Annotated in this window: 14 protein-coding genes; 5 read left to right on the forward strand and 9 right to left on the reverse strand. The window is 41.2% G+C overall.

Translation table 11 applies throughout. The features are described 5' to 3' along the window. The first annotated feature begins 9 nt into the window (after positions 1–9). The 5 genes from DO97_RS03415 (at position 10) to DO97_RS03430 (ending at position 4,908) form a co-directional block, all read left to right on the forward strand. Entirely contained in the window at positions 10–324 is a 315-nt protein-coding gene (locus tag DO97_RS03415) for an acyl carrier protein (protein ID WP_204368458.1), read from the forward strand. A 204-nt stretch (positions 325–528) separates the two neighbouring features. Next, positions 529–2,130 (forward strand): alkaline phosphatase family protein, encoded by a 1,602-nt coding sequence (locus tag DO97_RS03420; protein WP_036531146.1) that lies wholly within the window; start codon positions 529–531, stop codon positions 2,128–2,130. 243 nt (positions 2,131–2,373) lie between these two features. Beyond that, entirely contained in the window at positions 2,374–3,297 is a 924-nt protein-coding gene (locus tag DO97_RS21875; protein WP_072016342.1) for an alpha/beta fold hydrolase, read from the forward strand. Between the two features lie 33 nt (positions 3,298–3,330). Then, positions 3,331–4,110 (forward strand): SDR family oxidoreductase, encoded by a 780-nt coding sequence (locus DO97_RS03425; protein ID WP_036531148.1) that lies wholly within the window; start codon positions 3,331–3,333, stop codon positions 4,108–4,110. 15 nt (positions 4,111–4,125) lie between these two features. After that, positions 4,126–4,908 carry an SDR family oxidoreductase gene (locus DO97_RS03430; RefSeq protein ID WP_036531150.1) on the forward strand — a complete coding sequence of 261 codons (783 nt, stop codon included), beginning with the start codon at positions 4,126–4,128 and terminating at the stop codon, positions 4,906–4,908. Here the strand turns inward: DO97_RS03430 and DO97_RS03435 are convergent. From DO97_RS03435 to DO97_RS03465, 9 genes are all read right to left on the reverse strand, one after another. Then, complete coding sequence (locus tag DO97_RS03435) at positions 4,905–5,900, reverse strand: extracellular catalytic domain type 1 short-chain-length polyhydroxyalkanoate depolymerase (RefSeq protein WP_081980600.1); 996 nt, start codon at positions 5,898–5,900, stop codon at positions 4,905–4,907. The two genes, DO97_RS03430 and DO97_RS03435, sit on opposite strands and share 4 nt — an antisense overlap. Positions 5,901–5,951: 51 nt before the next feature. Next, positions 5,952–6,527, reverse strand: a complete 576-nt coding sequence (locus tag DO97_RS24855; protein WP_204368459.1) for a hypothetical protein — start codon at positions 6,525–6,527, stop codon at positions 5,952–5,954. Next, positions 6,505–7,440 (reverse strand): hypothetical protein, encoded by a 936-nt coding sequence (locus tag DO97_RS24860; protein WP_204368460.1) that lies wholly within the window; start codon positions 7,438–7,440, stop codon positions 6,505–6,507. The genes DO97_RS24855 and DO97_RS24860 overlap by 23 nt, the downstream gene beginning before the upstream one ends. A 65-nt stretch (positions 7,441–7,505) precedes the next feature. Next, a complete protein-coding gene (locus DO97_RS03445) occupies positions 7,506–8,465 on the reverse strand; it encodes a sulfotransferase family protein (protein WP_036531151.1) in 960 nt (319 codons plus the stop codon). A 53-nt stretch (positions 8,466–8,518) separates the two neighbouring features. Next, entirely contained in the window at positions 8,519–8,818 is a 300-nt protein-coding gene (locus tag DO97_RS03450; RefSeq protein ID WP_156120413.1) for a hypothetical protein, read from the reverse strand. After that, positions 8,788–9,507 carry an alpha/beta hydrolase family protein gene (locus DO97_RS23640; protein WP_072016344.1) on the reverse strand — a complete coding sequence of 240 codons (720 nt, stop codon included), beginning with the start codon at positions 9,505–9,507 and terminating at the stop codon, positions 8,788–8,790. Before DO97_RS23640 ends, DO97_RS03450 begins: the two co-directional genes overlap by 31 nt. A 92-nt stretch (positions 9,508–9,599) precedes the next feature. Beyond that, complete coding sequence (locus DO97_RS21885) at positions 9,600–10,694, reverse strand: aromatic ring-hydroxylating oxygenase subunit alpha (RefSeq protein WP_072016345.1); 1,095 nt, start codon at positions 10,692–10,694, stop codon at positions 9,600–9,602. 232 nt (positions 10,695–10,926) lie between these two features. Further along, on the reverse strand, positions 10,927–11,268 hold the full coding sequence (locus tag DO97_RS23645; protein ID WP_156120415.1) for a hypothetical protein: 342 nt from the start codon (positions 11,266–11,268) through the stop codon (positions 10,927–10,929). Positions 11,269–11,794: 526 nt separating this feature from the next. Beyond that, positions 11,795–13,426, reverse strand: a 1,632-nt coding sequence (locus DO97_RS03465) for a pentapeptide repeat-containing protein (protein WP_036531175.1), incomplete at its 5' end; no start/stop codon positions are given.

Raw genomic sequence — 13,426 nt, forward strand, 5'->3', positions numbered from 1 at the left:
ATTAGTTGTATGTCTGAAACCGAAAATAAAATGATTCTTGATCGAGCAGATATCCAGTTAAAAGTTATTAATGTCCTGAAAGATATGACTATTGATTGGGAGCTAGATTTGCAGGGTGGAATCAATATGAAAACTCGACTAATGGAGGACCTGGCTTTTGAGTCACTCGATATTGTCCAATTGGTGGTTTCTCTAGAGAAGACATTTGAACAAAATGGGCTACCATTTGCAAGACTATTCATGCGTGACGACGAATATGTTGATGAAATTCTAGTAGGAGAATTAGTTGATTTCCTCGCCGAAAATATCGTTAGACACGAGTAATTTACACATGAAGATACATTTTCATTGGTTTCTGAAGAGAAAATTTAACGCTTGAATGATGAAAGACCTATGACTTCAGAAAAATCTTTGTTTAAGTGCAAAGGATTAAATACCTAAAAGCAATAATTCGTAGATATTCCTGAGTTGAATACGAAGACAGTTGAGCCTGTCAAACCTAATTGTGAACCCTAGGAGATTTGTTCAGTGAATAAAGTTTTAATGATTGGGTTAGATGGTGCAACCTATACATTATTGAATCCAATGATGGAGAACGGCATCATGCCGTTCATGAATAAATTTCTGAAAGAAGGGGTTTACTCAAACTTGATGTCAACTCGAAACCCCTTAACACCCCCAGCCTGGACATCAATGATTACAGGTAGAGATCCTGATGCCCATGGTATTTACGATTTTTTGCATCCAGAGAGCAGCAGTAATGGTGTGTATCTGAAGCTCAATGACTCACGAAACATTCGTTGTGAAACACTATGGTCGATGGCGAGTCGGCAAGGTAAGAAGGTGACATCTCTCAATTTTTATGGGATGTCACCACCATTTCCCATTGATGGCTATTTGATTTCAGGGTTTGTACCATGGAAACACTTGCGAAGTGCGACACATCCACCCACTCTCTTTGAGACATTAAAATCTCTGCCAAACTTTAACTATAAACACTTAGGAATGGATATTAGTGATGAGAAAAAATGTATTCAAGGTCTTGGAGAAGATGAGTATGAAAATTGGATTTTTTCTCAATTGAATCGAACTGAAGCATGGTCGGATCTTCTCAGCTACCTAATGAAGACAGATCCAACTGATTTAACTGCAATTGTGTTTGATGGTCCTGACAAATTGCAGCATCTGTTCTGGCGTTATCTTGACCCACAATTGTTTGCTACTTATCAAGAACCGCTGGACATTCGTATTCGTCAACTTTGCCTTGATTACTATAAAAAGCTTGATTCCATTATTGAGAATCTTGTAAGTTTGTCAGGCTCTGACACAAACGTAATTTTTACCTCCGACCATGGTTTTGGTTCAACTACTGAAGTAGTCTATATCAACGAATGGCTCTCACAAAATGGGTATCTAAAGTGGGCGGATTCATCAGATTCAGGAGATGTAAGCGGAAAGCTTACTCCTGATCGAATGAAGGAACATATGATGATGATCGACTGGAAAAATACTCTGGCCTATTGCCCTTCACCCAGTAGCAACGCAATCTATGTTCTTAGAAATGATGACTCTAATGCAGGCGTTAAAAATGAAGAATATGCTCAATTCTGCAGTAAGCTAAAGCAACAACTTAAGAATTATAAAGACCCATCTGATGGAAAGCATGTTTTTGTTGATGTAGATATTAATAGGAAAAGAATTGAAGGCCTACCTACGATTGAATACTCGCCCGACATTACCCTTAAACTTCGTGATGGGGGATTTGTATCGATTGTAAAGTCAACCCGTGTCGTCACACCTCGAGAAAAGCCTGAAGGGACACATCGCCCCAATGGAATTTTTATCGCACGAGGGCCGGACATCAAAACAGAACTATCTCTTCAACCCTTGTCCATTCTTGATATTACTCCCTTGTTACTTTATCTCCTAAGATTGCCAATTTCTTCTGATCTAGAGGGTAGGTTACCTGTGGCAGTAATTAATGAGGATACTCTATCGTCATACCCGGTACAGTATGACGATACGTCCCATTATCAATGGCAGGGATCAGTAGACCAAACCAAAGATATTTCTGAAGAGGAAAAGGATGCTTTAATGAATCAATTAAAGTTACTTGGATATATGGATTAGCAGCAGCGTTGAATTTAATGGTAAAACATTACAATTTGGACTTTGGAGGGCTTTTAAAGCCCTGTTTATAGACAATAAGCGTATTAAGTAGCTTAAGTGGCACCTAAAGTGAAATATCTGATCTACAAAAGCGATCCAATTTCTTAGCTTTAAGCTAACGTTCAACACTTCTGATGGATTAGCTACGAATTAGGATTAAGAACCTCAATTTGCTTCTGTCGCTCTGGAACAACATATACGGCAATGCCTGAGTTAATAGTTGACAATAATGTAGTGCTGAATTATGAATGCCTAGGTAAAGGAGATGATATTTTTCTAATTCATGGGCTTGGTGCAAACCTTGCGTTTTGGTATCCGAATGTTGCTTCTTTACTCTCTCAGAATTATCGAGTGATATCCTATGACCTGAGAGGGCATGGTAATAGTTCTATGCCTTTAAATGGCTATACCGTTAGCCATATGGTTAAAGATCTCCATGCTTTGTCTAAATATCTTGGGTCTGCAAATGCTCATTTTGTGGGGCATAGTTTTGGTGCCAAGGTTGCACTTCAATATGCAATTGACTTCCCTAGCAATATCCGCTCTTTAATTCTGGCGGATGTTCACTTACAGAGTCTCCAACCTAGCATTAGACTTTGCGAGTGGCCGTATTGGCAAGTTTGGAAAAAACAATTAACTCAGAACGGTATCTCTCTACCTTCTGAAGACGAATTGATAGATTTTAATTTGCTTTGCAGATTAAATCAAATTTCTAACAGTTTTACCTCTAGGGGCATATCTTCAAATACTCGTGGACATTTTCGAAAGAGGTTAAATCGAGGGGTTAAATCCAGTGGAAGATGGCATTCTCTAATTTATGAGACATCTGCGGCTCAAGAATTTGATGCCGATGATCAACTTACCCTTGAAAATCTTAGGAATGTTTCTATTCCTACCTTAGCAGTATATGGAGAGTACTCTCATTGTCTCCACACATGTTGGAGACTCTCTTCACTACTTTCAAATTGTGTCACCATGGTAATTCCTGATGTTGGGCATTTCCATCCCATTGTTAAGCCAAGAAGGTTTTTTCAGGTTATTTGGCAATTTCTGAAAAACTTCCAGCCTCTAGATCCGCCTGAAGTTAGCTTGCCTATTCAAGAATTTACTTCACAACATACTAACTAACTCGTAATTTTACTTCGTGGACATAATTGAAAAATGATTGGGGATGGTAAAACTGCAATCGTAACTGGTGGGAGTAGTGGTATTGGGCGTGCTACTTGTATTGCTTTGGCAATGCATGGTTATGCTGTTACAGTTCTAGGGACTAGCTTGGATCGGATTAATGAGACAATAAAATTGATGTCTCAAGCTACTGATGGTAACTCTTCTGCATATCTTGGGTTGGCTCTCAATGTAACATGTGAGATTGATATGCTGACAATGGTCAGTAAAACAATGGAGCAGTTTGGAACGATTGATTTGCTAGTTGCTAGTGCTGGAATGGGGCGGAGATCGGATAATACTCGACTGGTTCCCTATCCGACGGCCTCTCTACCACTCGCTGAATGGTTGCAAATTTTACAGGTCAATCTTACGGGAGTGTTTCTTAGCAATCGCGCAGTTTTGCCTACCATGATCTCCCAAGGCTACGGACATATCATTAACATTTGCTCTGCTTCCACCCGGCATGGACTGAGGGGTGAACCCTATGCTCCTGCATATTGTGCTTCCAAGTTTGGCGTTGTGGGATTAACTGAGTCTTTAGCAGCGGAGGTAGGAAGTCATGGAGTGCGTGTACAGGCTTTGTTCCCTGGACTAGTAAAGACACCCATGACCGTTCATACGTCCCTCATTCACCGCTATGGAGGGATTATGAGTGCAGACGATGTCGCTTTGACAATTCTGTATATGGTGCAACAAGCTCAAGATTGTACTCTGATTCATCCTCATCTAATCCCCCAGTTACAGGCACATCATGCAGTTGATTCTGAATAATTATTGGAGAGTCGTATGACAGCAACTTTCTCAGGAAAGGTAAGCATAATTACAGGCGGTAGCAGTGGTATTGGCAGAGCTTGCGCGCAATTATTGCTTAAGCAGGGAAGTAGTGTTGTCTTGGTAGATATTAACGCTGAAAGCTTGTCTCAAACGGTTCAAGAACTCACTGCTATAGCCGACTTAGATCAGGTTTTGAGTCTGCAGTTAAGTGTGTGTAGCGAAGCAGATATGACAGCTTTGGCGTTAAAGGTAATGGAGCACTTTGGTCGAATTGATCATTTGGTAGCCTCTGCTGGAATCCTGCGGAAAGGCAATACTCTTAAACCTGTTCATGACACTACTTTGTTAGACTGGAATGCAGTTTTGCAGACCAACCTGACAGGTACTTTCTTGAGCAATCGAGCTGTCCTTCCAGTCATGATGGAACAAAAACATGGAGATATTATAAATATATCCTCTGTTTCTGGGCGAAAAGGCTCAGCTTTTGATGCTCCCTATTGTGCTTCTAAATTTGGCATTATTGGTTTCTCTGAATCCTTAGCAGAAGAAGTAGCCAGCTATGGAATTCGAGTTCAGACGATTCTGCCAGATGCTGTGGATACTCCTCTGTGGAACCAGAATGGCTCTCAATCAATCCGTGCACCCTTAGCATTACCACCAGAGCGAGTTGCTGAATTAATTGTGCATCTCTTAGCTCTGCCACGGGATGCTTTTATGTTAAATACAATAATTGCCCCGTTTAAAGGACGCAGAGGGGGTGGAAAAAGTCGCAGAGTGAAAGATATCAGCAGTTAACGCAATTGATACTGATGGAAGAACTTCCACACCTCCTCACTACCGTTAATATCTTTGCTAACTTTGCCTGTTAATCGATTTTCCTGTTGTCGTAAAGTATCTCCAGGCCAACCATGTCCTCCTCCTTCTATTTTGTAAAGAACAACCTCGGAGGCGTTGCGACATCCCTGATATTCCGATCGGACAACTTGAGTGCCATCATTCAGATTAACATCTGGTAAGTTTTTCGCTAACACCTGTGATGTGCATGTATTTTTTGCCCGCCAGAAGTCCACAGTTTCCGGCATCGACAAAATGGAGATACCCTGTCCCCGACTTCTCCCTCCCTGCCATGGAACGAGTTGATCTTCCGTTCCACCTATCATCATGATAGGGACTGCCCTCGGAGGATTACAGCTCTGTTGTAAAGCAACGGGGAGAGTAGCACTTATGGCTGCAAAAGCAGCAATTTTATCAGACATGTTACAGGCTAGGAATTGAGTCAAAAAACCGCCATTCGAGGTGCCTGCGGCATAAATACGATTGGGATCGACATGTTTAGTTTGCATTAGCGTATCTAGCAACGCAGAGATGAAGATGACTTCGGATCTAACTGGTGTCCCTTCCTGTCCTACCCAGAACTCTCCACTAGCGTTTGGGTAAGCAACAATAAATCCCTCCCGGTTAGCGACCTGGTTCATGCCTGTTTTTAATGCCATCCTATCGCCCCTTCCCCCTGCTCCATGAAATACTAGAACTAAGGGAGTGGGATTATTAGGATTGTAGGAAGTAGGTGTATATAAGTAGTAGTTGTGTGTAACCCCATTAACTGATAAGTCACTCAACACCATTACCCCTGAATCCACTGTTGAGCCAGATTCAGATGACACTACAGAGCTATTGGGACTTGGGGATCTTGCTTGGATCGAAGTGCAGGCAGACATGACAGTAGTTAAAACAGCAGAACCATATAGAATGGTTTTCATGAGATTTCGGGGTTTGACAAATTTCATCGTGTTTCTAATGGCCTCATTTGAACAAGAATCTCAGACTGTTTTGTGAGATTAGGTTTTACCTAGCCAGACTTCTAGTCCACCCCTTGGATTATCTTGATAAACCCAAGCTCCATTTTGCTTGACTGCAACCCTTGGTCCGAAAAGATTAGCAGTGCCAATAAACAACCCATAGGGTGTGGAAGTCATGTTGCGCACGCCAACATTGTAAGGATTACTAAAGCCTAAACGGTCGACCGGCAACCAATTCTCGCCATCAGAACTCCGCCACAATTCAAACCCACTTTGATTTTTAACAATGTTATCAATGCCTACCTGTTCTGCATAACGACGCTGGCGACCTGGGAAAGACTCAAGCGATCGCCATGATAAGATGACACTTCCATTGCATGTGCCCATATACAGCCAGTTATTATGAACCTCCATACACCAGAAATAGCCATTAAAGAAATTACCAAACCCTGCATAAAGGCTACTGAGTGGCCGTTTCATCCCATGGGGAGTATTTCTGGGTTGACCTACAATGAGATCCCACCGATCGTCGGGAAAGATCCGGATCAATTCAGAAGGCGCAGGACCAATTTTGTTGGTAATATCATAGCCACTATGCTGAATTGCACTCCCCACATATAGCGCAGTTTTTAAAAACCATTAGGCTGGGGGCAATCTGGTTGAGGGGGCCTCTCCAGGCACCTTGATCAATTACCTTAACCCATTTGTATGGGGGATCACCAGTAACATCTGTTCGCCAGATCTGGTAGCCCTGACAATTAAAAGTACCGGCATAGAGGTTATCAGCAAAAGGACAGAGCATGAACACTCCTTCGTTGCCCGATTCACCAAAACCTGGTTCACTAACTGCTTGCCATTTGCCCTGAGCAGGATCTCGGCTTTCATAAATTACTGGATACCCAGATGTATTTGCCTGTCCACCACGAGTACCGGTGGGGGACGTGAAAAGACGACCTTTAAAGGAAACCAGAACCCGAATGCTGGTAACAGGCAACCCGAGGATTCCATAATCAGAAGCAAGGGTAAAATTATTGCCGTCTATCGATCTCAAAATCAAAGCTCCAGATCCACGCCCTGGAGAGGTTGTTGCAACATAGAGAGTAGGCTCTTGATCAGATTCTCCTTGAAAAACTGCCATGGCACGATAGCCCACTTCTCGCGGAACTTCTTCGTCTTCAGTACCTACGATGAGAGGAGCCCTATGAACCATCTGCCAGACATTTTCTTCCGGATCGTAGCACCAAATCTGAGCCCGTCTATCCAATTGATAGAGTCCCTCAAGGTTTGAAGGACACTCAACAGGCCAAGTTTCTAAATTCCACTCTTCAATATGCATGTGTTGTTTGAGAACACACAGAACAGATCGGGTTGTACCAACATAGAGGCGATTTTTAAACCAGGCCATGGAGTGAGCATGGCTATTATGCCCATCACCAAAGCCATTTTTACAAATTTTGGTAAATTGCTCTCGCTTAAGACCAGGGTAAGGGGCTGGTTCAAAGGGGCGGATCCTGCTGAGATTAATCATGGGGTTGAATCTCGAAGGTGATCATGGGAAAAGTGGTGAAAATAGCTCCAGGATTGAGATAAAAGTTACTTATAGCCTAAATCCTGGGCTAGTTTTATAACGGTTGGATGAAAACCACCACCGTCTTTACGCCAAGGGAGTGACCCTTCAAGGCTACTCATAGGGATTGAGCGTTGCCGAAATGTAGGAGATTTTAAGAAGTTGACATCATTACCATACTGAGCCCCATAAGGGCCATAACAGGCATAAGGTGAATCTTCAGGGTGGAGCATGGCTTGGAAAGCACCATTACTCCAAGAAAGATTGAGAAAGCGACAAAGATTCTCAAACTTGATGGGAGGATTGCTGAGAAGATCTTCCCCTCGGATTCTAATTTGCCTTTCCCTAGGAATGGTACTCAAAAAATCGATAATTCGCCACTGCATTCGATACCATAAAAACTGGAAATCAATCGTTATCGAATCTCCAGAGGGCTCTAAGCAGTTCAAGAGATTGGGGCTGACAGTGTTGGGAGAACCAAATAATTCTCGACGTTGAGATTTACCTTTACGGGTTTGGGGAAGCAATTTCATCACGGACTCCCCCTGAGCCCTAGGATGGCGAATCAAATGAATGTAGTGAGCCTCTGGAAACGTCCTATCAATCCTGCGAAGCACTTCTGAATCGAGACAATAAGCTGGGCTCTTGTCTAAAATTCTTAAGGGCTTTACTTTCTCACATAACTCGACGAAGATATCTCCAGTATTGTTTTGAAGGCGTCGCAGAATCCAACGATGAGCCATATTGACAGCATCAATTGATTGCTCACCAGCATATAGTTGGGCAACAGTACGTAACAGACCATGAATTTTCCTGAACTTTGCTTGATCTCTGAACTGCTGTAGTAAGTCATTCAAAGATTCAGCAAGAAAGAGATTAAGTTCAGGTACACCATAAACTTCCGGGTGTTGACCTAACATACTTGAAGTAAGAGAAGTAAACGATCTGGGTGATGCCAAGATAATAATTGGTTGGGGGACTGACATATCTAAAGATCCATTACTGGGAAATAATTATGATCGATTAACAAGAGACTAAACTATTTTCTAAAAATCGAAATTTCACCATGGCTGAATTCAAGTAAGGCATCTGAATTCAAGATAATTTGCGCGCAATTATTCTGCTTTAAGTAGGAATCCCAAAAAATAATTGTCGTACTATGAACATATTGTTGAAATCGCTTACTTTGCTTCCAGTTTCCAAATATATCACCTGATTTTGCGAGGTGATTTTGTGCAACAAGACCAAGCTGTATACTCATCTCCATAGCTTCATGTTCACCGTAAGAAAAGTGATTGGCGCCAGTAATCAATGCACAATACTTATCCCCAAAGGGCATGTAAAAAAAGGATCTAAACGCCAGGAAGGATGCTGACCATCGACACCCACATCCTGAGTTCCACTAATGATCAGAAAGGGTGAATTAATCTGCTCCCAAGACTGCTGATGTAATCCATAGGAGCCAACGCCCTGGGGAGAAATTCCGAGAAAGACTGAGGCGCGAGGGTCGGGGAAACTCATCAATTTTTGATCTGGAAACTGGATTGAGGCCCCTGCCAATAACATAGCTACATAAGCACCATAAGAGGATCCAGAAACTCCGATTCTAGTACAGTCAAGTTTCCCTTGTAAGCTTGGGGAAAGCTTCTGTAAATCATTAAAAGAATCAATAATAAAAGATATATCATAAGGCCTTTCCGACCAGAATTTGGGATCATTCACGTATTTTTTAACGGCCAGTAATCCACCCTTTCGCAACATCACAGTGTCACTACCATAATGAGTAGGATGGATACAGATATATCCACAACTAGACCAAAATCGGCTCAAAGCTGCATGCGCTTCCTTTGATCCGCCTGCTCCATGGGAAAAGACTAAAATTGGGTATGAACCACATTCTAGAGGATAATAAATTCTCAGAGGGATATCGCGATCTCTATGACTGTCTCGAAGAACAACATCATCTATAACAGAGACAGTCAAAGGTTTAATAGCAGATATATAGGAAGAAACCGTTTCAATGCTCACAAGACATACCAAATGATTAATGATCCCTCAGAAATAAAAAATTAATAAAATAAGCCATGTCAATCAATAAAGTAGAGCAAATAATTGTGTTTCTATCTGCCGATATCTCCATGAGAATTAAACAGCTTAAGATAGGATGTTTGAAAATCATAAATTCGACATTCGTCCTTGCAGTACATACTTTCTCTCCCTTGGCTGTTGATGAGTCCCAAATGAACCTGCTCACAGATGGGCTGATCTTCTTTCCAGACACTTTGCACCAGCTGAGCAGTTGGTTCACCATACATTTCACGAAAGACCTCATCTAACTGTGGATGTTGCAATTTCCCCGTGAAAGTATGAACATGAACAATTGTCTCAGAGGGACTGATAGGGCTAATGGCATGAATACTCATTGAAAGACCAGAAAAGGTAGACAGAAGAAGGGATGGGAAAATCAAGTTATGTTGATATCCGTCAACCTTTAATATAGATTGAACCGCAGAATTAGGATTAGCTTTCTTTTTACTAGAATGTGATTTTGGTCTAGCTAGATAGGTAGAATGAGGCTGGAAAAAACAGTACTGACCTTCTACAGAGCCAAATTTCCCAAAGGAATTAGCATGAACAGCTGGAAGATGATAATTGTCTAAAGTATTTTCAACAACGATCTTCCAATTAGCCTGAATACTCATTTGATATTCGTCAATCCTCTTGTTCATTGCTTCTGAGTAATCAATAAGCAAATTGTAAATTTCTGCAAGGTAATCTTTTAGAGGGTAATGATCCTTAGAATATCTAATAAAGATAAATTTTCCACAGGTTTCAAGCTGCCAAGACTGTAAACGTAAAGACTGACGAATTTCTTCTGAAAAACCTTCAAAATTTTGATAATTTGGAATCCCGCAAGGTACTCCTTCCGTATCATAAACCCAGCCGTGATAAGGACATTTTAGAAGTCCATTTCCATGGGAGCACTGACGGATTCGACTGAAACGATGGGAGCATACATTCTCAAATGCCTTCAGCTCTCCGTGAAAGTTCTGAATAACGACGGAATGACCCCCAATTTCTTTAGTAAGGAAGTCATTGTGATTTTCTAAGTCTATGGTGAGACATACAAAACTCCATAGATTTTGAAGGTGACATTTTTCTGCTTCAAATACTTCTGCATTAGAATAAAATGAAAGTGGAATTAGTGATTTCATGGCTCTTCTGGGTTTGAGACAATAAGCAAAACTAAATGACTTTCTCCATAAGGCTTTCAGGCATTATTCATGAATTAACTTGTATCAACCGATACATTTAATCAAGATCCCAGAAGAGCCAATTTCATTTCTGAATACTCCAGAAAATCCTTAAACTTATTCAAAATTTTCTATTATTCATATACTCTAGTGAGGTTAGAGTCCCTATTAAAATGACACAATCCATACATTCTTACACTTCAGAATCTCCAGTTTTTTGTTCAAAAATCTGGGAAATTAATTGTATTTCTCGATTTGTCTCATCTAACAATGCTCGGAGCCACGCACTTCGATACTCAAGTTCTGTTCGGTATTTTTGGATTTCCTCCAAGGAGCTAGAAGTAAGTGCCTGAACAGAGTCAATGGGATCAATAAAACCATTTTGTATATGATCTAAAAATTCTGTAAGAGTACCCCGTAGAGTAGGCTCATCATCGATCTGAGGGATTGCTAAAATCTGTAATCCATCTTCTCCAGGTAGTGAGGATGGCTGGTTTAGACTTGAAGAAAGCTCTGACTCTGAAGAATTAGACATGGATGATACTGTAGATTGGTTTTGTATGGGCAATTGATTTGGCAGAAAATGGAATCTTAATACTCAATCAAATAGGCTACAGCAATTCTAAACGAGTCGAAAACTAAATTAGCCTAAAATCATTACCGAGAAAAAACTCAAAATTTACAAGTAACTTAGGACTGCTATATATGGGCTAATAGATGCTGTCAATATCTCAGGTGATTATTGACATACAAAATAATTTGCCTGATTCATTCATTAATGCACATCTCTATATAGCAATCCTAAGTTATATGTAAACAAAAAGATTAAATAAACCATAGGTTGAATCACTTGAAAGCTTTTCTAAGTAAGGATTTTGTGAATAGTTTTTATGAACTATTTATTTGTATTTCTAGTTGGATTGCTACATCTCTTTGCATTCCTATGACTAGCTGTGAAGAATAGTCTTGATAAACTAGCAGCGCTTAAGCTTGCGAAATATATCTTGATAATACATTGTGAGTCAGAAGATCAAAAGAAAGTAATCCATTTTATCCAAGAATTATTTGGTTTGCATGTCCATACCCTCAATAATTATATTACTCATATCTGTTCCTCTTAAATCCGTGTGCGTAAGGTCAACATCGCAAAAGCTTACTCCAGTAAGAATTGCACCCCTCATATCCGCCCCAGTAAGAATTGCGTGACTTAAGGTGGCATATTTTAGAATCGCCCCGGATAGTTTGGAACCACTAAGATTCGCTCCAGATAGGTTGGCATTACGTAAATTTACCCCACTTAAATCGACTGATTGCAAGTTCGCGCCTGACAAAAATGCGCATGGCCCAATCCAATAAGCTCCTCTCCTGACAGCATCAAATTCCTCAGGAAATCGTGTTTCATTATTGTAGAGTGCTGTATCTAGATTAGTGTCAATAAGGTCGGCTCCACGCAGGTCGGCTCCACGCAGGTCGGCTCCACGCAGGTCGGCTCCACGTAAGATTGCCTGATTCAAGTTTGCTCTTTGCAAATTGACTTTATCGAGTAGAGCCTCAGTGAAGTTAGTGTGACTGAAGTTTGACTGACTTAAGTTGGCTTTAGATAAGTTGGTTTTGGAGAGCATAGATCTTTGTAAATCAGCTCCGTGTAAATTAACTCCAGCAAGATTAACTCCCTGAAAGTTAGATTCTGGCAAGGAGACTTTGGGACCAAGATCGTAAGCACCTCTTTTGCTAGGATTAAATCCTTGGGGGAACACTGTTTTAGAATTGTAGAGGGCTCCCTTCAGATTCGTTCCACTCAGATTGGTTTGAGTCAGATCAGTCTCTATGAGATTAGCCCCACTCAAATTAGCCTGACACAGATTGCTCTGACGTAAGTTAGCTCCCCGCAAGTCAGCTCCCTGGAGATTAACCTTCTGCAAATCCATCCCCTGTAAGTCAGCATTTGGTAAAACTGTAAAGGTGGAAATCAGGTAAGCACCTTGCTGAGCAGGATCAAATCCTTCAGGGAATCGAGTCTTTTCGTCATAGATTGCCTGTTGGATATTCACTCGCTGGAGGTCAATTTCATGAAGGTCAAGCCCACATAGATTAATTCCTCGAAGTGAAGCATTAGGTGCAACCAAATAAGCTCCATGTTGGTCGGGGATGAAACCCTCAGGAAATTGGGTAGTTAAACTGTATAATGCACCCTGAAGATTAGCACTTTCTAAGTCAAAACATCGGAGATCTGCCCCCCATAAGTTAGCTCTAGATAGATCGGCATGGGATAAATATGCTCCCTGCAAATCTGCTTCGTACAGATTGGCACTGTGAATATTAGTGGCGATTAAATTATCCTTGCTGAGGTTTGCTCCAGACAGATTAGCATTACGTAAATTTACCCCACTTAGATCGACTGATTGCAAGTTTGCACCTGACAAAAATGCGCATGGTCCAATCCAATAAGCTCCTCTCTTGGCAGCATCAAATTCCTCAGGGAATCGTGTTTCATTATTGTAGAGTGCTGTATCTAGATTAGTGTCAATAAGTTCGGCTCCCCGCAGGTCGGTTCCACGCAGGTCGGCTCCACGCAGGTCGGCTCCACGTAAGATTGCCTGATTCAAGTTTGCTCTTTGCAAATTGACTTTATCGAGTAGAGCCTCAGTGAAGTTAGTTTGGCTGAAGTTTGACTGACTTAAGTTGGCTTTAGA

The organism is Neosynechococcus sphagnicola sy1, assembly GCF_000775285.1.
GTDB classification, from domain to species: domain Bacteria; phylum Cyanobacteriota; class Cyanobacteriia; order Neosynechococcales; family Neosynechococcaceae; genus Neosynechococcus; species Neosynechococcus sphagnicola.